The sequence below is a fragment of the Roseovarius carneus genome, assembly GCF_020141465.1.
Taxonomy (GTDB): domain Bacteria; phylum Pseudomonadota; class Alphaproteobacteria; order Rhodobacterales; family Rhodobacteraceae; genus Roseovarius; species Roseovarius carneus.
In genome coordinates, this window is sequence record NZ_JAHSPD010000001.1 from 2,041,409 (window position 1) to 2,064,452 (window position 23,044).

Here is a 23,044-nt window from a genome sequence, read left to right on the forward strand (position 1 = left end):
ACTTAGCCCTTGATGCGGGTCACCATCTCGGAGGTGTCGCGGCTCAGACCCGGCACGGCGAGGATACGGTCCAGTTCCGCAGTGATCAGGCCTTGGCGGGTGGTATCATAGCGCCGCCACGTCTCAAACGCCGAACACATGCGCGCGGTGGTTTGAGGGTTCAGGGGATCGAGCTTGATCAGCCAGTCGGCAAGAAGCGTGTATCCCGCCCCATCGGCCCGGTGAAACCCGGCCGGAGACATGGCCAGCGCGCCCAGTGTCGCGCGGAAACGGTTGGGGTTTTTCATCGTGAAATCAGCATGCTGAGTGAGGGACTTGGCCACGGCAACGGCCTGCACCGGGTCTGCATTGATCACTTGCAGCGAAAACCACTTGTCGATGACAAGCCTGTCTGACTGCCATTGCGCGTAGAAGGCCGCTTGCGCCGCCTCGCCTTTGCCCGCCTGCAAAAGGCACGAAAGGGCTGCCAATTGCTGCGTCATGTTATCCGCACCGTCATATTGCCGTTGCGCCTGCGCGCCACCATCAAGTCGCGTGATCATCCCAAGCGCCGTGTTGGCCAACGCCCGCGCACCCGATTGGGTGGCATCGGGGCGGTAGGGCTCCGTCACCTGATGCTGGGCGTAAAGCCGCGTGGCTGTGTCCTGCATCGCCTGCGCGCGGGCCTGCCGGAGGGTCTCCAGCGCGTCCCAGATCGCTTGTGGGTCGGGTGTGGTGCCGCGGTCATGAAGCGCTTGGGCCAGATCATCCTGACTGGGCAGGCCAAGAGCCAGCGCACGGAATGCCGGATCAAGTGCCTCGTCACGCGCCACGGTCTGCACCGCGTCCAGATAGCTCTGATCTGGGGTTGCTCCTTCGAGGATCATCGCCAAAAGGCCGCCAAGGGCCAAAGCGCGACCCGCCTCCCATTTGTTGAACGGGTCTGTGTCATGCGCCATGAGAAAGGCCCGCTCGGCATCATCCGTGTCGCGCTCAAGGATCACGGGGGCGGAGAAACCGCGCAGGATCGAGGGCACGGGTTTTGCCGCAAGATCGTCCCAGACAAAGCTTTGCCGCGTCTCGGTCATTTCCAGCACGCGGGTCGGCTCGATCTCATCGCCAGTCGCGCTCAGAAGGCCCACTTTGATTGGGATCACGCGGGGCGGCTTGTCGGGTTGGCCGGGCGTGCGGGGCGTCTCTTGCTCAAAATGCAGGGTGAAGCGGCCATCGGCATAGTCCTCGGTCACCTTGAGGCGGGGCGTGCCCGCATCCTCATACCAGCGTTTGAACTGGGTCAGATCGCGGCCCGTCACATCCTCAAAGACCTGTAGCCAATCCTCGATCGTGGCCGCATCGCCGTCGTGACGCTCAAAATAGAGCGCGAGGGCCTTGGCATAGGCGGTATCGCCGACCAGCGTCTTGAGCATCCCGATAAGTTCCGCGCCCTTTTCATAGATGGTCGCGGTGTAGAAATTGTTGATCTCCACAAAGCTCGCGGGCCGCACGGGATGGGCCAAGGGGCCGTTATCCTCGCGGAATTGCCGCGCGCGCAGGGCGATCACATCCTCGATCCGTTTCACCGGCGCGCTGCGCATGTCGGAGGTGAACTCTGCGTCGCGAAATACCGTCAGCCCCTCCTTGAGGCAAAGCTGAAACCAGTCGCGGCAGGTGATGCGGTTGCCGGTCCAGTTGTGGAAATACTCATGTGCGATGATCGCCTCAATCCGCTCAAAATTGGTGTCGGTGGAGGTCTCGGGGGAGGCCAGAACGCAGGACGAGTTGAAGATGTTCAGCCCTTTGTTTTCCATAGCACCCATGTTGAAATCATCGACGGCCACGATGTTGAACAGGTCGAGATCATATTCGCGGCCATAAACCTGCTCGTCCCAGCGCATCGAATCAATGAGGGCCTGCATCCCGAAGGCGCATTTGCCCTCATCGCCGGGGCGCACCCAGATGTTCAGCTCCACCTCGCGACCCGACATGGTGGTGAATTGGCCCGGATGGTTCACTAGATCACCCGCCACCAATGCGAACAAATATGCCGGTTTGGGCCATGGGTCGTGCCACTCGGCAAAGCCCTCGCCCGATGCCGTGGGATTGCCGTTCGAGAGCATAATGGGCGCGTCACCCTCAACGCGCACGGTGAAGATGCTCATCACATCGGGGCGGTCGGGATAATAGGTGATCTTCCGAAACCCTTCGGCCTCGCATTGGGTGCAATACATTCCGTTCGACATATAGAGCCCTTCGAGGGCTGTATTTTGTGCCGGCGCGATTTCGACCTCGGCCTCCCATGTGAATGGTTGGTCCGGCACCGCGCAGGTCAGGCCCATATCGGTGAGGGTGGGGGACATCTCGGCCCCATCCAGCTTTGCCCAGATCAGCTTGAGCCCCTCGCCATGCAGCTCAAACGCGGCACCCGTCGTGGCCGGATTGGGCACAAAGCGGATGCGGCTGATCACGCGTGTGGCCTCAGGGTCCAGCCGGAAGGTCAGGTGGACCTCCTCGACAAGATGCGAGGGGGGGTTGTAGTCGGCCAGATGGATGGCGCGGGGGCTTGCGTCTTTCATGGGGGGCGGCCTTTTCTTGGGTAATTGGGGAACCTGATCCGTTTGGCAAAGGTTAGTGCCGTGACATGGGGCCTTCAATGGGCCTGAACAGGAATACCGGAAAGGGGATAGATTTGTCCGTACCTGACACAAATATCGAAAAACAGGAAAACCGTCACAAAGGCCCATTATCCGGCATGGCGCTGGCCGCTATCATCGCGGCTTTGGGCTTTGTCGGCGTGCTGGCATGGGCCGGGATGGAGCCGCGCGAAGGGCTGGACGTGGACGCAGCTGCGCCTGCGGTGGGTATCGCGGCTGAGTAGGACTTTCTCTTGCGCGGACCCGTGCTAGAACCTTGATCATGAAACCTCGTGTGATCTGTTGGTTCAAGCGCGATCTGCGCGTGCAGGACCACCCCGCGCTCGCCCTTGCGGCGGCGCTGGGGGAGGTCTTGCCGCTCTATATCATTGAGCCCGAGATGTGGCGGCAGAGCGATGCCTCTGGCCGCCACTATGCGTTTGTTGGTGAATGTCTGGCGACGCTCAGGCGGGATTTGGCGGTCCTTGGCCTGCCCTTGGTGGTGCGGGTGGGCGAGGCCCGCACCGTGCTGGAAGAGTTGCGTGCGTCCCAGGGTATCACCCATCTGGTGAGCCATGAGGAGACCGGCAACGCGTGGAGCTTTACGCGCGATATTGCGGTCGGCAAATGGGCGCAGGCGCGCGGTGTGGAGTGGCGCGAGGTGCCGCAGCGGGGTGTAACGCGCCGGATGCGCGGGCGCGACCGTTGGAAGGCAGGGCGTGATCAGTTCGTACGCATGGCGCAGGTGGCGCCACCACAGGGGGCCACCGCCATTGACGCGCGCAGTGCCGCAGTGCCCGTGCCTGCGCTGCTGGGGTTGAACGATTGCTGTCCGGGGCGTCAGAAAGGCGGGCGCGACCGGGCGGAGCGCGCTTTGGCGAGCTTCCTGCACACACGCGGGCGGAGCTATGTGCGCGCCATGTCCACGCCGCTGGAGGGGGCCTATGCGTGTAGCCGGATCAGCCCGCATCTGGCCTTTGGCAGCCTCAGCATCCGCGAGGCGGTGCAGGCCGTCGATGCCGCCCGCACGCAGGGCGCGGCGCATGGGTTTGCCGGGCCTTACCGGAGCTTTTCCGCGCGGCTGGCGTGGCGCGATCACTTCACCCAAAAGCTGGAGGATGAGCCACCGTTGGAATGGCGCGCGATGCATCCCGACTATGATGATCTGCGCCCACGCCCCTGTGACCCAGTTATGCTTGAGGCATGGGCGCTGGGCCGGACAGGTGTTCCCTTTGTCGATGCCTGCATGCGGTCGCTGCGCGCAACTGGCTGGCTTAATTTTCGGATGCGCTCCATGGTGATGGCAGTGGCGAGCTATCACCTCTGGCTGGATTGGCGCGAGACGGGCGCTGTGCTGGCGCGGTATTTTACGGATTACGAGCCGGGCATCCATTGGCCGCAGGTGCAGATGCAATCGGGGACCACGGGCATGAACACGCTGAGGATTTACAATCCGATGAAACAGGGGACAGATCAGGATCCCGAGGGGATTTTTACCCGCCGCTGGGTGCCGGAGCTGCGCGATGTCCCGCTCCAGCATTTGCAAAGCCCGTGGCTCTATAAGGGCGGCCCGGTGGGGCGCAGCTACCCTACGCCAATCGTCGATGTTGCCGAGGCCGCGCGAGTGGCGCGCGACCGGATGTGGGGCTTGCGCCGCCAGACCGACCCTCAGGAGCGCACCAAGGCCATCGTGCACAAACACGCCTCGCGCGCGCGGCCCCGGAGCGGTGGACGGCGCAAGGCGCAGATGCCTGGCGACAGCCGCCAGATGAGTTTTGATCTGTGAGAGTAGGGGGGTATGCCCAAGGCGCGCCGTAAATCTGACCTGCCCACCAAGACCTGTGCCACATGCGGGCTGCCGTTCACATGGCGCAAGAAATGGGCCAAGGTTTGGGACGAGGTGCGCTATTGTTCGGAGCGGTGTCGCAGGGCGCGCAAAGTTTGAGCCAGAGAGCGCCAAAACGCTTCGGGCAAGAAAAAGCCCCGCGCGGCAGAGGGCCGGCAGGGCGATTTCTAACTCTTGTTGCCGAAGCTTAGGTATCGGCTTTCGGCAGGGGCTGTGCCGCAGCGGCAGTGGCTGCTTTCGACTTCGCGTTGAGCGGGTCGTCCTGACGCTGCACGGAGCCTTCGAAATGCGCACCGGATTCGATCGCGATGGTCTTGTGGATGATGTCGCCCTCAACGCGTGCGGTCGAGGTGAGGCGGACCTTGAGGCCCCGCACACGGCCCACGATGCGGCCATTGATCACCACATCATCGGCGATCACTTCGCCTTTTATCGTTGCTGTCTCACCGATGGTGAGCAGGTGGGCGCGGATGTCGCCTTCCACGGTACCCTCGACCTGAATGTCGCCGGTGGTTTTCATATTCCCCGTGATGTGCAGATCCGAGGACAGCATAGATGCGGGCGGCTTTGCCTTTGGGGCTGCTGCCTTGAAATCGCTCCCGGCGGGCGCAGGTGATTTGGGCGCATCAAGGGGATTGTCGAATCCCATTGGTTTTGCCGCATCTGTGCGGGGGCTCGGGTCGTTGATTTTGCTTTTAGAAAACATCTCTCGCAGCCTTGATATAAATCATTGGGTTGACGGCCTTGCCGTTCACACGGACTTCGTAGTGTAGATGGGTGCCGGTTGATCGTCCAGTATTGCCCATATCACCAATCTGCTGTCCGCGCGAGACCCTTTGGCCTTTCTTGACGCGGATTTTGGATAAGTGGGCATAGCGCGTCTCGATGCCGAACGCATGTTTGACCTTCACAAGGCGGCCATATCCTGACTGCCAGTCCGCGTGGGTGACCACGCCATCGGCGGTGGAATAGATGGGCGTGCCGTGCGGCGCGGCAAAGTCAGAGCCGTTATGCATCCGGCCCCAGCGCATCCCGAACCCGGATGTATAGCGAAACGCGCTTTTCACTGGCACCGCGAAGGGCGCCTTTTGTGCGGCGATGCGGTAAAGGTTCAGCCGGTCCATCTGATTGAGCAGGCTATTGGCACGCTCGGCATCGGCGGACGGATCGCCACCGCGGGTCGAGAATGACAGGGGCGTCATCGGCCCACCTTGGCCGCTATATCCTTGGCGCACAGTGCTGAGCAGCGAGTCGGTGTTCATACCGGCCGCGCGGAACATCTTGTCCAGCGGCTCGACCGAGATGGTCATGGCGTCTTCAAGTTGGCGGAAAATAGCGTCGTTCTGGTCCTGCATCAGGGCGATGCGCTGGGCCATTTCCTCCGCATGCAGCAGGGCATCCTGTGCGTTCTCGGTGATCTGGTCGCGCTCTTGCGCAGTGTCAGCAAGCGCCGCGGACAGAAAATTCAGTGTGCTTGAGCCTGCGCCATCTGCGGTGGCGATGGTGCCGTTGCCGCCCTCATTTTGATCAATCGTGGCCAGTAGCGCCTCAGCTTCGGTGCGGGCGCTGTCGCGGTCATGCATGGTGCGGCGCAGGGTGGACTGGATCACGCCGATACCTGTCTCGATCTCGCGGCGGCGTGTCTCCGAGGTCAGCAACTCGGACTGCATGATCGAAATCTGCTCCAGCGCCGAGTTGAAGCGTTCCTGAGCTGCGTGGGCTTCTTGAGCGCGCAGGTCACGCTCGCTCGACAGGGCATTGAGACGGGCCTCATAAGTGCGTTGATCGCGCTTGGCTTGTTCGCGGAAGTTTCCGGCGCCAATACTGTCCATGAGCAAGATCGCGGTGGCGATAATCGCCCATGCCACAACTGCGGACGCGCCGGTGAAGGCAATCAACTGAGACGCGGGGCGCAGCCGGATAAAGCGCGTATCGGTATCAGAGCGCAAAAATACCCGGCGTTCGGGGAAATAGCGTTCGAGAATCGCGTGCGTTTTGATTGCTATTCGTGTCCGCAAGAGGCCCCGTCCTATAATGTCCTTCCGAAGTGGTGCTCTTTCAGGGTCTGCCGGACCCGAGGCACCTTGGAGAAGGTAGCTATCGCAGGTGATCGGTCTGGGGCAACCTTTTTGACCAATCGCGTGGCCAAATCATGGCGCATATTCGCTCAGCGGCGAAAAATCGCCGATATGCAACGGTTTGGACGGTGTTCATCAGGTAATACTGCGCGGCCATGTCGCGGGCTTTGCTGATTTGGGGTTGGGATTTGGGCGATTGAATATGGGGGTGTGCCTCGGTTAACCATGCTTTCATGACAGATCATCCCATCATAGCACTCTGGGCGCATCCGCGCTCCATGTCGACCGCGACCGAACGTGTGGCGCGCACGCGCGGGGATCTCGACTGCGCCCATGAGCCTTTCATGTATGACTATTACGTCCACCGCCGCGCGGGGCACACGCCGCATTTCGATGTGCAGCCGGATCATCCGACCCGCTACAGCTCGATACGCGATATGCTCTTGGAGCGGGCAGGGCGCGGCCCCGTGTTCTTCAAAGATATGGCCTATTACGTGCTGCCTTACCTGCCGGAGGATGCTGCCTTCGCCGCCCGGCTGCGGCATGTGTTTCTGGTGCGCGATCCGCATGCGGCGCTTGCGTCCTATCATGGGTTGGATGCGGATTTTACCTGCGAGGAGGCGGGGATCGAGGCGCAGTGGCGGCTTTTTGAGGCGCTGGAGGGCATGGGTCACGCGCCGCTCGTGCTGCGCTCCGAGGATATCCGTGCCAACCCAGCGGCCATGATGCGCGCCCTTTGGGATCATGCAGAGCTGGCGGATGCGCCGGGGGCGCTGAACTGGGACGGGCCACCGCCCGAGGATTGGGCGCAGGTCTCGGCCTGGCACGCGGCGGCCACGGGCAGCACGTCCATTCGTCCCATGGCCGCCGATCACGCGGAGCGAGCAATTGCGCGGTTTGAGGCAGCGGCGGAGGTCACGCCCCGTCTGCGCGAGGTGCTTGCGCATCACCAGCCCTTTTACGAGCGGCTTTGCGCGCGTGCCTTCCGGCCTTAAAGCGCGCGCACAGCCTCAAGCACCTCTTCCGCGTGGCCCGGCACCTTCACCTTGCGCCACACCCGTGCAACAGTGCCATCGGCTGCGATTAGAAAGGTAGAGCGTTCGATGCCGAAAAACGTCTTGCCATACATGCTCTTTTCCTTCCAAACGCCGTAATCTTCGCAGGTGCTGCCATGCTCATCGGACAAAAGGGGCATTGCGAGGCTGTATTTTTCGCGGAACTTGTCATGTTTGGCGATGCTGTCCTTGGAGAGGCCTAGAACGGTTGCACCTGCCGCTTCAAATTCGGGTAGAAGGGCGGTAAAGGCCAGCGCCTCTTTGGTGCAGCCGGACGTGTCGTCGCGTGGGTAAAAAAACAGAACGACCGGGCTACCTTTGAGTTGGCTGAGCTGAACTTCGCCCTCGCCATCGCGTGGGAGGGTGAAATCGGGGGCGGTTTGGGTGATATCGAGCATGCTGCGTCCTTGGTCAGAGAATTGTGAGTGTTATATTAGCCCATGTTAGAGCAGAATAAAGAAGGCGCGGCCATCCATGACCGGGGCGCGCGGCATATGCGCCGAACGCGCATTGAAGGACAAGCGTGACGAGCGATCACCCCCCCCCGCCTGAGGCGGATAAAAACCCCAAATTGGCACGCCGCGCGCAAGAGCGCCGCGGGCGCAAGGCGGGGCTTTGGCTTTTGCTCAGCCTGCCCTTGGCGGTGGGTGCGGGGGTGTTTGTGCTGTTGTCCTATCTTGGCACGCCGATCACAGTGCCCGATTGGGCGCGTGAGCGGGTGACCGAGCGGATCAACCGCGACGCCGGCGATTTGCGGGTGGATTTAGGCGAGATGGTGGTGACCGTGCAGCAGGGCTGGCGGCCTGAGCTTGCCTTGCGCAACGTGGCGCTGCGCGGGACAGATGGGCGCGAGATCGTGACCCTGTCGGAGGTAAGCGGCAGCCTTGCGATGGAGCCGCTCTTGCGCGGCGAAATACAGCCCGGTGTGATCCACATTTCGGGCGTGCAGCTGACCGTGCAGCGCCGCGTGGGCGGGCTGGATGTGAGCGTGGGGGCTGCCGCACCGTTTGACGCGGAGCAGAGCGCGCCCGGACGTGCGCCGGAAAACTCGGGCGAGAGAACAGGCGAGGAGGCTGCCGATCTCGCGGCCCTCCTGCGCCAGATGGATGAGGCGGTGAGCCAGCCCGCATTCGCCGCCCTCACCGAGGTGCAGGCCGATAACCTGACGCTGCGCTATGAGGATGCGCGCTCAGGGCGGGCGTGGAATGTTGATGGTGGGCAGGTCATGCTGAGCCGTCGGGGCGATGATCTGCGTCTGCGCGGTGATTTCGTTCTTTTGGCCGCGCGGGCCTATGCGACCTCGCTTGAGGTCACTTTTGCCAAACAGATTGGTGCGCCCTCGGCTGAGTTCAGCGTGAATTTCGCCGATATGCCTGCCGAGGAATTGGCGCTGCAATCGCCATCGCTCGCGTGGCTTGGCGCGCTTGATGCGCCGATTTCGGGCGCGCTGCGGGCGCAAATCAACGAGGAGGGCCTGCTTGGCCCGCTCAACGCCACGCTTCAGATCGGGGCGGGGGTCTTGCAGCCCAATGCCGCGACCACGCCCATCGCCTTTGAGAGCGCGAGTAGCTATTTCACCTATGATCCGAGCGCGCACAGCATGCGGTTTGAAAGCCTGAGCATCGAGAGCAAATGGGTCACGGCCCGCGCGCAAGGCACCGCATTTCTGGTGGGCGCCGAGGCCGGCGGCTGGCCGCAGGAGCTTCAGGCGCAGATGCAGGTGAGCGATATCACGGCCAATCCGGCGGATCTTTATGCCGCGCCGATCGCCCTGGATGGTGCGGTGCTCGACATGCGGCTGAAGCTTGATCCGTTCCATCTGAGTGTGGGGCAGCTCAGCCTGTCGGATATGGGCGCGAACCTTACGCTCAGCGCCGAGCTGCGCGGAGAGGAGACGGGCTGGGATCTGGCGCTCGACGGATATATGGACCGGCTGGACCGGGATCGTCTGATGGCGCTCTGGCCGCCTGCGGCAGTTCCAAACACGCGCGCATGGGTCGAGACGAATGTGAGCGCAGCAGATCTCAGCAACGTGCAGATCGCTGTGCGCTCCTTGCCCAAAAGCCGCCCCGATGTGTTCATGGGGTTTGATTTTCGCAACATGACCACGAAATTCATGCGCCTCTTGCCGCCCATCACCGGCGGGGTGGGTCATGCGACGCTCTATGACGAGCGGTTCGTGATCCACGCGGAGGCGGGGGTGGTGCAGGCGCCGCAAGGCGGGCAGATTGATGTGGCGGGCACCAGCTTTGTTGTGGAGAACACGCGCGAGAAGCAACCGCCCTCGACCACGTATCTGCGCACGCAAAGCTCGATCACAGCGGCTCTTGCCCTGCTGGATGCACCGCCATTCGAGATGCTGAGCAAACAGGGCCAGCCCGTGACGTTGGCCGAGGGACGCGCGGATGTGGCGGGCACGCTCAGCTTCCTGCTGAAGGACAATTTGCAGACCGAAGATGTGCGTTTTGATCTTGAGGCCACGCTGCGCGATGTAAGCTCGGACGTGATCATGCCGGGCAAGGTGTTACGGGCCGAGCGGCTGCGCATGACCGCCGATAACGAGACGCTCGCGGTGTTCGGCAATGGGTGGCTGGGCGAGGTGCCCTTCACCGGACGCTGGGAAAGCCCGGTTGTGGCGGATGGCGGCGGCAGCACCCTGACCGGGGAGGTGACCCTGTCGGAGACATTCTCGGATGAGTTCAGCATCGGTCTGGCACCGGGCAGCATCACAGGCTCGACGCCTGCACAGATCACGGTGGAGTTGCAAAAGGGCGGTGGCGGGGGCTTCACCTTGCGCTCCGACTTGGCGGGGCTGGGGTTGGCCATTCCGCAACTTGGGTGGAGCATGAGCCGGGCTGCCACGGGCGCGCTGAGTGTGGAGGGACGGCTGGGCACGCCGATTGCGGTGGATGCGCTGAGCCTGACTGCGCCGGGGCTGAGCGCGCTGGGTGCTGTGAGTTTGCAGCCCGGTGGCGGTCTGGAGCGGGCGGTCTTTAGCCGGGTGCAGGTGGGCGATTGGCTCGATGTGCCGGCGGAGCTTGTGGGGCGCGGGCTGGGAGAGACACCGGCTGTACGCGTTACCGGGGGCACGATTGATCTGCGCCGCACCAGCCTCAATGAGGGGCGCGATGCGGGCGATAAGGCCGGTGGGCCGGTTTCGCTGATGCTGGAGCGGCTTCAGATATCTGATGCGATATCGCTCACCGGATTTCGGGCCGAGTTGGACACGTCGCGCGGCACGGATGGCACCTTTTCGGGGCGGCTCAATGACGGCGCGCCGATCACGGGGCGGGTTGTGCCGCAGGATGGGCGCAGCGCGTTTCGCGTGCGCAGTCAGGCGGCGGGGGGTGTGCTTGGTTCTGCGGGCCTTTTGAAAGGGGCCCGCAGCGGTGATCTGGAGCTGATCCTGACCCCGGCGGCGGGCGCGGGCAGCTATGATGGACAACTGACTGTCGATGATATCTGGCTCACGGATGCGCCTGCGCTCGCGGCTTTGCTCAGTGCGGTGAGCGTGGTGGGGCTGCTGGAGCAGATGTCGGGGAATGGCATCCTCTTCAACCGTGTGGAGGCGCAGTTTCGGCTGACGCCGGATCGGGTGACCTTGCTCAACTCCTCGGCGGTGGGCGCGTCGATGGGCATTTCCATGGATGGGTATTACTTCACCGAAGACAAAAGGATGGATATGCAGGGCGTGGTCTCGCCGCTCTATCTGGTGAACGCGCTGGGCGGCATTTTTACCCGGCGGGGCGAGGGGCTTGTCGGCTTCAACTACACGCTGAGCGGGCCTGCATCACAGCCGCGTGTGGAGGTCAATCCTCTGTCATTACTCACACCGGGCATGTTCCGCGAGCTTTTCCGCCGCCCCGCGCCGACCCTGCCCGAAACGGCAGGTGTGGATGGCCCGCCACAAGCCGCATCTGGCGGCTCGACCTTGGGCGCGGGGGCGGGTAATGAGCCGGGCAATGCGGCGGCCCCCGAAGGCTCGCCCGTGATCAACAGGAACAACCGGTGAGAAGGCTTGAGCCATGCAGCTGAGTGATTTTGATTTTGAGCTGCCCGAGGCGCTGATCGCCACGCGGCCTGCACGGCCCCGCAGCTCTGCGCGGTTGCTGGTGGCTGAGGGCGCACAGATCACCGATGCGGTGGTCACGGATCTGGTGGAGTGGCTGCGTCCGGGCGACCGGTTGGTGCTCAACGATACCAAGGTCATCCCTGCGCGCCTAAGTGGCAGCCGTGCGCGCGAGAGCGCCCAAGGGGCGACCGAAGCCCGTATCGAGGTGACGCTGCTGGAGCCGCAGGCGGAGGCGGTCGTGTGGTCGGCTTTGGTCAAGCCGCTCAAAAAACTGAAAATCGGCGAGCGGGTGATCTTCTCGGACATGCTCAGCGCCGATCTGGTGGACAAGGCCGAGGGGCAGGGCCTCTTGCGGTTCAACCTGACGGGCGATGATTTCGACGCAGCGCTGGCTGAGGCGGGAGCGATGCCCTTGCCGCCCTATATCGCCGCCAAACGCGCGGCTGACAGTCAGGATACGGAGGATTATCAGACGGTTTGGGCGCGCCGTTCGGGGGCGGTGGCCGCGCCGACCGCATCGCTGCATTTTGATGCGCCGCTTCTGGAGGCACTTGCCGCGCGGGGCGTGGCGTTTAGCCATGTGACGCTGCATGTGGGGGCGGGAACGTTTTTGCCTGTGAAGGTGGAGGACGTGACCACCCATAAGATGCACGCGGAATGGGGCGAGGTGACGCCCGCGGCGGCAGCGGAGATGGCGGCCACCCGAAAAGCCGGTGGGCGCATCATCCCGGTGGGCACTACGGCCCTGCGCCTGATCGAGAGTGCGGCGGCCGCGAGCGGAGAGATTGCAGCGTGGGAAGGCGAGACGGATATCTTTATTTATCCGGGCTTTACCTTCCGCGCGGCGGATGCGCTGATGACCAATTTTCACCTGCCCAAATCGACATTGATGATGCTGGTCTCGGCCCTGATGGGGCAAGAGACCGTGCGCAATATATATGCCCATGCGGTCGCGGAAAAATACCGATTTTTCTCCTATGGTGACGCATCCCTGTTGATCCCTCGCTGATTCCCTGCCAAGCCCGATGAAAGCGACAGAACGCGTCGTATATAGCGACGACACCAAGGCACGCGCCCGGTAGCCCCTAGGCCTGAGCAGCAGGAGCCACAGAATGATCCGAGTTCTTTCCAGCGCATGGGCGCTCCTTCTGGGTATGATGCTCTTGCAGGTCGGCAACGGGATGCAATCCACGCTTTTGGGCATCCGGGGCGAGATTGAGGGGTTCTCGACCTTTGAGATGTCGCTGGTGATGTCGGGTTACTTCGTGGGCTTTCTCTTCGGATCACGCCAAGCGCCCGAGATGATCCGGCGTGTGGGCCATGTGCGCGTCTTTGCGGCGCTGGCTTCGTTGATTTCTGCGGCGATGCTGGTCTATCCGACATTCACCGACCCTTGGGTCTGGGGCGCGTCCCGCATCGTTATCGGGTTTTGTTTCTCTGGCGTGTATGTGGTTGCGGAAAGCTGGCTGAACAATGCCGCCGACAATGAGAACCGTGGCAAGGCGCTGTCACTTTATATGATCATGCAGATGGTGGGCATCGTGTCGGCTCAGGCGCTGATGCTGACGGCTGATCCCAGTGGGTTTGTCCTCTTCATCATCCCATCCGTCCTCGTATCGCTGGCGTTTGCGCCTATTTTGCTGTCGATTTCGCCTACTCCGGCCTATGGCTCGACCAAGCCAATGAACCTGAGGGAACTTTTCAATGTTTCGCCGCTGGGCTGCGTTGGCATGTTCCTTTTGGGTGGTGTTTTTGCGGCGCAATTCGGAATGGCGCCAGTCTTTGGTGCGGAAGCAGGGCTGAGTATCCCGCAGATTTCGTTTTTGGTCTCAATGTTCTTTATCGGGGCCTTGATCTTGCAATATCCTATCGGGTGGATTTCGGACCGGATGGACCGCCGTGTGCTGATCTTGATCTGTGCCGCGATCTGCGCGCTGGGCGCTCTCATTGGCGCGCTCTTTACAGCCAATTTCACAATGCTTTTGGTGGCGGCCTTCCTCATTGGTGGCATGTCAAACCCGCTCTATTCGTTGCTGATCGCCTATACGAACGATTTTCTGGAGCATGATGATATGGCGTCTGCCTCGGGTGGGTTGCTTTTCATCAACGGTCTGGGCGCTGTTGCGGGGCCTGTGATTACCGGCTGGATGATGGGCGTGTTTGGACCACGCGGATTTTTTATCCTGATCGCGGTCCTGACGATCAGCATGGTGGCGTACGCGGCCTACCGGATGACCCAGCGCAAGGCGCCTGCCGTGGCAGACACCGAGAGCTTCACCGCCGTCATGCCCTCCGCCTCGCCCATGGCGGTGACTTTGGCACAGGAATACGACTATGAGGTTGCGCAAGAAGATGCCGATGAACGCAAGGTGTGAGCGCTTGTGTCGGGCTTGTAGCAATACGTGATTGTTTTGGGGCTCTTATTGCGCTTAGCGTGGTTGTGAGGGCAGTGGGGCAATCGAGGGAGACAGGCTTGTGGTAACGCCTGAGGACGTATTGAAATTCTGGCTCGACGACGTGGGGCCGCAGAAGTGGTATGCAGTGTCAGATGCGCTGGACGATGAGATCCGCGCACGCTTTGAGGCGACATGGCGAAGCGGTCAGGAGGGCGCGCTTGCGCTTTGGCTGACCTACCCGAGCGGGACACTCGCTTATATCATCCTGATGGACCAGTTTCCGCGCAACATGTTCCGGGGGCAGGGCACTTCCTTTGCCACGGATGTGCAGGCCGTGGCCGCGGCCAAGGCCGCAATTGGCCGCAAATGGGACCTGCGCATTGACGAACCTGCGCGGCAGTTTTTCTACCTTCCGCTCATGCATTCCGAGAACCTGTGCGATCAGGAGCGCTGTATCCGGCTGGTGCTGGAGCGGATGCCGCTGACCGGGACCGATACGCTCTTGCATGCGCGCGCGCATCGTGAGGTGATCCGCCAGTTTGGGCGCTTCCCATACCGCAATGCGTCGCTTGACCGGACCAGCTCAGGGCCTGAGCTTGGCTTCATGGAAGCGGGTGGCTATGGCCACGCGCTCCGGTCGCTTGAGCAGGCCGACGCGGCCTGATCTACACGCAATCTGGGCTTTGACGGTGGCGCTTGGGGGCGCCGCCTTTTCGTGTTTTGGCCCTTTTTTCCGCCCGTGCGCGCGGTGGCGTTGTGTGCTTGCCCAAGATAGTTTAATATCAAACTAAATTCTGGACGGAGATTCACATGGCACCCAAATCCTTTGATATGATCGTGATCGGCGCTGGCCCCGGTGGCTATGTCGCTGCCATTCGCGGCGCGCAGCTTGGCCTTAACGTGGCGATTGTGGAGCGCGAGCATATGGGCGGTATCTGCCTCAATTGGGGCTGCATCCCGACCAAGGCGATGCTGCGCAGCTCGGAAGTGTTTCACCTGATGCATCGCGCCAAGGAGTTTGGCCTGAAGGCCACGGGCATTGAGTATGACCTCGATGCGGTTGTAAAACGCTCCCGCGCGGTGGCCAAGCAGCTCAATGGGGGCGTGGCGCATCTGATGAAGAAGAATAAGGTGACGGTGTTCATGGGGGCCGCCACGCTGCCCGCGAAGGGCAAAGTGACCGTGACAACCGATAAGGGCACAGAGGAGCTGACGGCACCCAATATCATCCTCGCCACGGGTGCGCGCGCGCGCGAATTGCCGGGGCTTGAGGCGGATGGCGATCTGGTCTGGACCTACAAACACGCGCTGGTGCCGCCGCGCATGCCGAAGAAGCTTCTGGTCATCGGGTCGGGCGCGATTGGTATCGAATTTGCCAGCTTTTACAACACGCTTTGCTGCGAGACGACGGTGGTTGAGGTGATGGACCGCATCCTTCCGGTGGAAGATGCCGAGATCAGTGCGTTTGCCAAGAAGTCATTCCAAAAGCAGGGCATGACGATCCTTGAGAAGGCGGGCGTCAAACAGCTGGATCGGGGCAAAGGCACCGTTACTGCGCATATCGAGCAGGGCGGGAAGGTGACGAAACACACATTCGACACGGTGATCTCCGCCGTGGGGATCGTGGGCAATACCGAAAATCTGGGTCTTGAGGCGTTGGGTGTCACCGTGGACCGGACGCATGTGGTGACGGACGAATACTGCCGCACCGGGGTCGAGGGGCTCTATGCCATCGGCGATATCGCAGGCGCGCCATGGCTTGCCCACAAGGCGAGCCATGAGGGCAGCATGGTGGCCGAGCTGATCGCGGGCGGCCATCCGCACCCGGTGAAACCCGAGAGCATTGCAGGCTGCACCTATTGCCACCCGCAGATCGCGAGCGTCGGCCTCACCGAGGCCAAGGCGAAGGATGCGGGCCTGAAGATCAAGGTCGGGCGCTTTCCCTTCATGGGCAATGGCAAGGCCATCGCACTTGGGGAGCCCGAGGGTATGATCAAGACGATCTTTGATGCAGGCACCGGCGAGCTTTTGGGGGCGCATATGATCGGGGCCGAGGTTACCGAGCTTATTCAGGGCTATGTCGTGGGCCGACAGCTTGAGACCACGGAAGAGGATTTGATGAACACGGTCTTCCCGCATCCCACGCTGAGCGAAATGATGCACGAATCCGTGCTCGACGCCTACGACCGGGTGGTGCATATCTGAAGCCGCGCGGGGGCTCTGCCCCCCACGTTGAATTTTGAAAATTCAACGTGACCCCCGGGATATTTGTGGCAAGAAGATGCGAAGAGCTTGGGGTTGCGCACGCGGCCCGTGTAATGCTGTCATAGAGCAATGGAGGCGGCGCAATGACATCTCTCAACCGTATCGTGATGCAGCAGACGTCGCGCGCGTGGCTTGAGGAATTGCCCCTGTCCGAGATGGATGCGGCGGAGATTTCGGGCAAGAATGGGCGGCGCTATCCGTTTCGTAGCTATGAGCGGTTTCGGTTTCCCAAATATGACATTTGCGAAGGGCCGTTTGAGGATGCGGGCGGGCTGGTCCATAAGTTTGATATCGTGCTGGCCAATCAGGTGTGGGAGCATCTCGACAGGCCCTATGCGGCGACGAAAAATGTGCTGCGGATGCTGAGGGTGGGGGGGTATTTCTGGCTCGCGGTGCCGTTTTTCATTCGCTATCACGGTTCCCCCGTGGATTGCTCGCGGTGGAGCGCGCGGGGGCTGACCAATCTTTTGGTCGAGGCGGGGTTTGAGGAAGAGAACATCCGCGCCGAGCAATGGGGCAACCGCGCGGCGGCGGCGCGAAACCTTGAGGACACGTGGCCGCCTTCCTATGATCCTGAGCATGATGATCTGACCAATGACCCGGATTGCCCGATTTGTGCCTGGGCGCTCGCGCGCAAATAAGCGCGTTCATGCTTCGTTCACTTTTTTTGATTGGAGACTCGCGCGCGCTCCTCTATCTGTAAATCGGTAGGGATCTGGGGGCGGTATGGCTGAGCAGAAAAACATCGAGGTACGCGGCGCGCGCGAGCATAACCTGAAGAATATCGATGTGGATATTCCGCGCGATCAGCTTGTGGTGATCACAGGACTGTCGGGCTCGGGCAAGTCTTCGCTGGCGTTTGATACGATCTATGCCGAAGGGCAGCGCCGTTATGTGGAATCCCTGAGCGCTTATGCGCGGCAATTCCTTGATATGATGGAGAAACCTGATGTGGACCACATCAGCGGGTTGAGCCCGGCCATCTCTATTGAGCAAAAAACCACATCGAAGAACCCCCGTTCGACCGTTGGCACAGTGACCGAGATTTACGACTATTTGCGGCTGCTGTTTGCGCGCGCGGGCACGCCTTATAGCCCCACCACCGGCAAGCCGATTGAGGCGCAGCAGGTGCAAGATATGGTCGACCGGATCATGGCGCTGGAAGAGGGCACGCGGGCCTTTTTGCTTGCCCCTATCGTGCGCGACCGGAAGGGCGAATACCGCAAGGAGTTTCTGGAGTTGCGTAAATCCGGGTTTCAGCGGGTGAAAGTGGATGGGGGGTTTCATGAGCTGGACGACCCGCCCACGCTGGACAAGAAATTCCGCCACGATATCGACGTGGTGGTGGACCGGATTGTGGTGCGCGAGGGGCTGGAGACGCGGCTCGCGGATAGTTTGCGCACGGCGCTCGATCTGGCTGATGGGATCGCCATTCTGGAGACCGCGCCCAAGGAGGGTGATCCTGAGCGCATGGTGTTCTCAGAAAAATTTGCGTGCCCGGTCAGTGGCTTCACCATCCCTGAGATTGAGCCGCGGCTTTTTTCATTCAACGCGCCTTTTGGGGCTTGCCCGGATTGTGACGGGCTTGGGATGGAGCTTTTCTTTGACGAGCGGCTGGTTGTGCCGGACCAGAATCTGAAGATTTATGACGGCGCGCTGGCCCCGTGGCGCAAGGGGAAAAGCCCGTATTTCTTGCAGACCATTGAGGCGATTGCGAAGCATTATGAGTTCAACCAGAACACCCGCTGGAAAGATCTCGCACCGCATGTGCAGCAGGTTTTCCTCTATGGTTCAGGCGAAGAGGAAATCTCGTTTCGCTATGACGAGGGGGGGCGCGTCTATCAGGTGAGCCGCGTTTTTGAGGGCGTGATCCCCAATATGGAGCGGCGCTACCGTGAGACGGATAGCAATTGGATTCGGGAAGAGTTTGAGCGGTATCAGAACAACCGCTCCTGTGGGACCTGCGAGGGCTACCGGCTGCGCGAGGAAGCGCTGGCTGTCAAGATTGGGCCTCTGGGCGGCGAGGCGGACACGCTTTTGCATGTGGGCCAGGTGGTCCAGATGTCGATCCGCGAGGCGCTGGCCTGGGTCGAGGCGGTGCCCGAGCAGCTCAGCAAGCAGAAAAACGAGATTGCCCGCGCGATCCTCAAGGAAATCCGTGAGCGGCTCGGGTTCCTGAACAATGTCGGTCTGGAATACCTCACGCTCAGCCGCAATTCCGGGACGCTTTCGGGCGGGGAAAGTCAGCGGATCAGGCTGGCCAGTCAGATCGGGTCGGGGCTTACAGGCGTGCTCTATGTGTTGGATGAGCCTTCTATCGGGCTGCATCAGCGCGACAATGACCGGCTTTTGGGCACGCTGAAAAATCTTCGAGATCAAGGTAATACCGTGATTGTGGTGGAGCATGACGAGGAGGCAATCCGCGAGGCGGATTATGTCTTCGACATTGGCCCCGGGGCCGGTGTCCATGGGGGTGAGGTGGTCAGCCACGGCACGCCAGATGTGGTGGCCGCCGATAAAAACTCCATCACCGGACAGTATCTGTCGGGCGTGCGCGAGATTGCGGTCCCAGCCAAGCGGCGCAAGGGCAATGGCAAAAATCTCAAGGTCGTCAAGGCCTCGGGTAACAACCTCAGGGATGTGACGGCGGAGTTTCCGCTGGGCAAGTTTGTCTGTGTGACGGGTGTGTCGGGGGGCGGTAAGTCCACGCTGACAATTGAGACGCTCTTCAAGACGGCGTCGATGCGTCTCAATGGCGCGCGCCAAACGCCTGCGCCCTGCGAGACGATCAAGGGGCTTGAGCATCTCGACAAGGTGATCGACATTGACCAGCGGCCCATCGGGCGCACGCCGCGCTCGAACCCCGCGACCTACACGGGTGCCTTCACGCCGATCCGCGATTGGTTTGCCGGGCTGCCCGAGGCCAAGGCGCGCGGATACAAGCCCGGACGGTTCAGCTTTAACGTCAAGGGCGGGCGTTGTGAGGCCTGTCAGGGGGACGGGGTTATCAAGATCGAGATGCATTTCCTGCCGGATGTCTATGTCACCTGCGAGACGTGTCAGGGCGCGCGCTATAACCGCGAAACGTTGGAAGTTAAGTTTAAAGGCAAGAGCATAGCGGACGTTCTTGATATGACGGTTGAGGATGCGCAAACCTTTTTTGCAGCCGTGCCGTCGATCCGCGACAAGATGGATGCGCTTGCCCGTGTGGGGCTTGGATACATCAAAGTCGGCCAGCAGGCGACGACGCTTTCGGGCGGCGAGGCGCAGCGGGTGAAGCTCTCCAAGGAGCTGGCTAAACGCTCAACCGGGCGGACGCTCTATATTCTGGACGAGCCGACGACGGGGTTGCATTTTGAGGATGTGAAGAAGCTTCTGGAGGTGCTGCACGAGCTTGTGGATGGGGGCAATACAGCGATCGTGATCGAGCATAATCTGGATGTGGTGAAAACCGCTGATTGGATCATTGATATCGGGCCGGAAGGCGGCGATGGGGGCGGTATGATCGTGGCTGCGGGCACACCTGAGAAGGTGGCGGAGGTCGCGGAGAGCCATACCGGACATTACCTCAAGCCGATGCTGCGTGCGCGCAAGATTGCGGCGGAATAGGGTTTTGGCGTCGCGGGTTTAACTATGCCCGCGCGTTTTGAGATAGGGTAGCATGGCGCTGAAATCACGGCCCTTTCCGCCACCCTGCTCCACGAACTGGCGGTAGATGTCCAATGCGCGTGCGCCCATAGGGGTGTCGGCATCCACGTGCTTCGCCGCATCTGCCGCAAGGCCGAGATCCTTGAGCATAAGCTCTGCTGCGAAGCCGGGTGCGTAACCATTATCGGCGGGGCTTTGCGGCCCGATGCCGGGGGCGGGGCAATAGGCGTTGAGCGACCAGCTATAGCCCGAGGAGGTGCTGACCACATCGAACATCGATTGCCGGTCGAGACCCAGCTTATCGGCCAGCGCGAAGGCCTCGCAGGTGGCGATCATCGTGGCCCCAAGGATCATATTGTTGCAGATCTTTGCGGCTTGGCCATTGCCCGCAGGCCCGCAATGCACTGATTTTTGGCCCATAATGTCGAAAAGCGGTTGTGCTGTGGCCAAGCCCAGCGGGTCGCCCCCGACCATGAAGGTGAGCGTGCCCGCCACCGCCCCGCCGATCCCGCCGGAGACGGGCGCATCGAGCGCTGTCAGACCCGCCGCGCGGGCTTGCTCGGCCACGGCGCGCGCGCTGCCCACGTCCACTGTGGAGCAATCGAGCAGGACGGCACCATGCTGCATCACGGGGATCACCTCGGCGGCCACGGCGCGCAAGATGGCGCCATTTGGCAGCATCGTGATGACCACATCGCGCGCGGCGGCCGCCTCTGCGGCGCTGGCGGCGATGCGCACCCCCTTGGGCGTGACAGGGGCCATGTCATAGCCGGTGACCGTGTGGCCCGCCGCCGCGAGATTGGCCGCCATTGGCGCGCCCATATTGCCCAATCCGATAAACCCGATATCCATGGCTTAGCCCTTCTTTTCAAATGATAATTCATCCGCACCGAGCGATGCGAGCATCTGCGCGCAAGCCTCTTCCGGCACGTCGTCAAGGTTATGCTTCCAGCATGGGGTGCGGTCTTTGTCGATGACCTGCGCGCGCACGCCCTCGATGAAATCCGAATGCTCCAGCGCGCGAAAGGTGAAGCGGTATTCCATGGCAAGTGCCGTGCGTATATCGGCGTCGGGCGCGCGCAGACGCGCGATCATCTCGACCGCGCAGGCCATGGCGAGGGGCGAATTGCGCGCGATCATCTTGAGCGCGCTGGCGGCGAATTCCGTGTCCACTGAGGTGTTCAGGGCGTGCAGGATATCGCCCAACGTCTCGCCGCCGAAATGAGCGTCGATGCAATCTTGCAAAGCGGGCAGGGTGGTCTCGCCCGTATGCACCGCGTTTTGTGCAAGGCTGCCTGCGTCTTCACCCGCGATCAGAGCATCTTTCAGTGTGGGCCACGCCTCCTGAGGGATGAGAAAGTCGGCAAACCCGGCATAGATCGCATCGGCCCCCTTCATCCGCGCCGTGGTGAGGCCCAGATATGCCCCGAGCCGCCCCGGCGCGCGGGCAAGGATCAGCGAGCCGCCCACATCCGGCACAAGGCCGATGGAGCATTCCGGCATGGCGATCTGCGATCCTGCATCCACGATACGGTGCGAGCCGTGGCAGCCAATGCCGACCCCGCCGCCCATGGTGAAGCCTTGGAGAAAGCTGATGACGGGTTTGGGGTATTCCGCGAGGCGGGCATTCAAGCGGTATTCATCGGCCCAGAATCGTTGACCAAAGGCAAAATCGCCTTCCTTTCCAGCCGCATAGAGGTCTTGAATGTCGCCTCCGGCGCAGAAGGCTTTCTCGCCCACCGCGTCGATCATGATATGTTTGACGGACGTGTCATGCTCCCATGCGTCGAGCGCGGTCTCGATCTGCCCGCACATCGCGTAGGTCAACGCGTTGAGCGCGTTTGGGCGGTCAAGCGTGATACGGCCTGCCGCACCCTCCCTGCGGATATGGATCTCGGACGTCATGGGCGGCTCACTATATCGCGGGCCACGATCAGGCGCATGATCTCATTTGTGCCTTCCAATATCTCGTGCACACGCAGATCCCGGAGTAGTTTTTCAATCCCGTAATCGGCGAGATATCCGTAGCCGCCATGCATCTGAAGGCAGCCGTTGACGATGCGCGATCCGGCCTCGGTCACGAATTTCTTGGCCATGGCGCAATGGGTGGTGGCATCGGGCGCGCCGCTGTCGAGCTTCCACGCGGCTTGCCTGAGGAAGACGCGGGCGGCTTGCAGCTCGATTTCCATATCGGCGAGGCGGAATTGCAGGCCCTGGAACTGATCAATGGACTGCCCAAACGCCTTACGCTCGGCCATGTAGGCGCGGGTTTGGTCCATCGCGACCTGTGCTGCCCCCAGCGAGCAGGCGGCGATGTTCAACCGCCCCCCATCAAGGCCAGACATCGCATATGTGAACCCCTGACCTACTTCACCAAGGGTGTTTTCAGACAAAATATCGCAATTATCAAACTGCACCTGCCGCGTTGGTTGGCTGCGCCAGCCCATTTTATCCTCCAACCCACCGAAAGAGAGGCCTTCCGTGCCATCCTCGACCAGCAGGGCAGAGATGCCCTTCGGCCCGTCTTCGCCAGTGCGTGCCATGACGAGATAGGCGTCGGAATATCCGCCGCCCGAGATGAACGCTTTGGTCCCATTCAGGCGAAATCCGGTGCTTGTTGGCTCGGCGCGGGTCTTGAGGTTTGCGGCGTCGGAGCCTGCTCCGGGCTCGGTCAGGCAATAGCTCAGCACGGTTTGCATAGCGATCACGTCCGGCATCACGCGGCCCTTGAGGTCGTTCGATCCGTAGCGGTCAATCATCGCTGCGCACATGTTGTGAATGGACAAGAACGCGGCGACTGACGGGCAGGCCATGGAGAGCGCTTCAAAGACCAGCATGGCGTCCAGGCGGCTCAGCCCCGCGCCGCCCGCGTCTTCGCTGACATAAAGTCCGCCAAAGCCAAGGGCCGCGATTTCGGGCCAAAGCTCTTTAGGGATGGTGCCCTCCGCCTCCCATTGGCGCGCAAACGGCGCGATGCGGTCTTGGCCAAAGGCGCGGGCCATATCGAAAATGGCGGTCTGTTCCTCGCTCAGAGCGAAATCCATGGCGGTGTCCTTTGGGAATGTGGGCAAACGA

At 61.6% G+C, this 23,044-nt stretch carries 18 protein-coding genes; 11 read left to right on the forward strand and 7 right to left on the reverse strand.

Annotated elements, in window-relative coordinates; all coding sequences use genetic code 11:
• Positions 1-2: 2 nt before the first annotated feature.
• Positions 3-2,552: an aminopeptidase N gene (pepN, locus tag KUD11_RS10250; protein WP_109384787.1), complete on the reverse strand. Its 2,550-nt coding sequence runs from the start codon at positions 2,550-2,552 to the stop codon at positions 3-5.
• Positions 2,553-2,665: 113 nt separating this feature from the next.
• Here pepN and KUD11_RS10255 point away from each other — a divergent pair, with 113 nt between their 5' ends.
• From KUD11_RS10255 to KUD11_RS10265, 3 genes are read left to right on the forward strand one after another with little or no spacing between them, the layout of a single operon-like run.
• A complete protein-coding gene (locus KUD11_RS10255; protein WP_146190831.1) occupies positions 2,666-2,854 on the forward strand; it encodes a hypothetical protein in 189 nt (62 codons plus the stop codon).
• Positions 2,855-2,892: 38 nt separating this feature from the next.
• Positions 2,893-4,395, forward strand: a complete 1,503-nt coding sequence (locus KUD11_RS10260) for an FAD-binding domain-containing protein (RefSeq protein ID WP_109384786.1) — start codon at positions 2,893-2,895, stop codon at positions 4,393-4,395.
• Between the two features lie 12 nt (positions 4,396-4,407).
• Positions 4,408-4,554 (forward strand): DUF2256 domain-containing protein, encoded by a 147-nt coding sequence (locus tag KUD11_RS10265; protein ID WP_109384785.1) that lies wholly within the window; start codon positions 4,408-4,410, stop codon positions 4,552-4,554.
• Between the two features lie 88 nt (positions 4,555-4,642).
• On the opposite strand, the gene KUD11_RS10270 is transcribed toward KUD11_RS10265, so the two are convergent.
• On the reverse strand, positions 4,643-5,161 hold the full coding sequence (locus tag KUD11_RS10270; protein ID WP_109384784.1) for a bactofilin family protein: 519 nt from the start codon (positions 5,159-5,161) through the stop codon (positions 4,643-4,645).
• Positions 5,151-6,473 (reverse strand): M23 family metallopeptidase, encoded by a 1,323-nt coding sequence (locus tag KUD11_RS10275; RefSeq protein ID WP_181375270.1) that lies wholly within the window; start codon positions 6,471-6,473, stop codon positions 5,151-5,153. The genes KUD11_RS10270 and KUD11_RS10275 overlap by 11 nt, the downstream gene beginning before the upstream one ends.
• Positions 6,474-6,766: 293 nt before the next feature.
• Here KUD11_RS10275 and KUD11_RS10280 point away from each other — a divergent pair, with 293 nt between their 5' ends.
• A complete protein-coding gene (locus KUD11_RS10280; RefSeq protein ID WP_109384781.1) occupies positions 6,767-7,528 on the forward strand; it encodes a sulfotransferase-like domain-containing protein in 762 nt (253 codons plus the stop codon).
• Here the strand turns inward: KUD11_RS10280 and KUD11_RS10285 are convergent.
• Entirely contained in the window at positions 7,525-7,986 is a 462-nt protein-coding gene (locus tag KUD11_RS10285) for a peroxiredoxin (protein WP_109384780.1), read from the reverse strand. The two genes, KUD11_RS10280 and KUD11_RS10285, sit on opposite strands and share 4 nt — an antisense overlap.
• A gap of 125 nt (positions 7,987-8,111) precedes the next feature.
• Here KUD11_RS10285 and KUD11_RS10290 point away from each other — a divergent pair, with 125 nt between their 5' ends.
• From KUD11_RS10290 to uvrA, 7 genes are all read left to right on the forward strand, one after another.
• On the forward strand, positions 8,112-11,600 hold the full coding sequence (locus KUD11_RS10290; protein WP_109384779.1) for a hypothetical protein: 3,489 nt from the start codon (positions 8,112-8,114) through the stop codon (positions 11,598-11,600).
• A 13-nt stretch (positions 11,601-11,613) separates the two neighbouring features.
• The gene (gene queA / locus KUD11_RS10295) at positions 11,614-12,669 is read left to right on the forward strand and encodes a tRNA preQ1(34) S-adenosylmethionine ribosyltransferase-isomerase QueA (protein WP_109384778.1); all 1,056 of its coding nucleotides are present in this window, start codon (positions 11,614-11,616) and stop codon (positions 12,667-12,669) included.
• Between the two features lie 103 nt (positions 12,670-12,772).
• Positions 12,773-14,035, forward strand: coding sequence for an MFS transporter (locus tag KUD11_RS10300; protein ID WP_109384777.1), 1,263 nt, complete (start codon positions 12,773-12,775; stop codon positions 14,033-14,035).
• Between the two features lie 100 nt (positions 14,036-14,135).
• Positions 14,136-14,720: a DUF924 family protein gene (locus KUD11_RS10305; protein ID WP_109384776.1), complete on the forward strand. Its 585-nt coding sequence runs from the start codon at positions 14,136-14,138 to the stop codon at positions 14,718-14,720.
• Positions 14,721-14,866: 146 nt separating this feature from the next.
• A complete protein-coding gene (gene lpdA, locus KUD11_RS10310) occupies positions 14,867-16,261 on the forward strand; it encodes a dihydrolipoyl dehydrogenase (protein WP_109384775.1) in 1,395 nt (464 codons plus the stop codon).
• 143 nt (positions 16,262-16,404) lie between these two features.
• Complete coding sequence (locus KUD11_RS10315; RefSeq protein WP_109384774.1) at positions 16,405-16,962, forward strand: methyltransferase domain-containing protein; 558 nt, start codon at positions 16,405-16,407, stop codon at positions 16,960-16,962.
• 85 nt (positions 16,963-17,047) lie between these two features.
• Entirely contained in the window at positions 17,048-19,930 is a 2,883-nt protein-coding gene (gene uvrA / locus KUD11_RS10320) for an excinuclease ABC subunit UvrA (RefSeq protein ID WP_109384773.1), read from the forward strand.
• Between the two features lie 18 nt (positions 19,931-19,948).
• Here the strand turns inward: uvrA and mmsB are convergent, their stop codons facing one another.
• Genes mmsB through KUD11_RS10335 form a run of 3 tightly spaced genes read right to left on the reverse strand, consistent with a single transcriptional unit; the run spans position 19,949 to position 23,013 of the window.
• On the reverse strand, positions 19,949-20,821 hold the full coding sequence (mmsB, locus tag KUD11_RS10325; RefSeq protein WP_109384772.1) for a 3-hydroxyisobutyrate dehydrogenase: 873 nt from the start codon (positions 20,819-20,821) through the stop codon (positions 19,949-19,951).
• Positions 20,822-20,824: 3 nt separating this feature from the next.
• Positions 20,825-21,874 (reverse strand): enoyl-CoA hydratase/isomerase family protein, encoded by a 1,050-nt coding sequence (locus tag KUD11_RS10330; RefSeq protein WP_109384771.1) that lies wholly within the window; start codon positions 21,872-21,874, stop codon positions 20,825-20,827.
• Entirely contained in the window at positions 21,871-23,013 is a 1,143-nt protein-coding gene (locus KUD11_RS10335) for an acyl-CoA dehydrogenase family protein (RefSeq protein WP_109384770.1), read from the reverse strand. The genes KUD11_RS10330 and KUD11_RS10335 overlap by 4 nt, the downstream gene beginning before the upstream one ends.
• Positions 23,014-23,044: the final 31 nt, after the last annotated feature.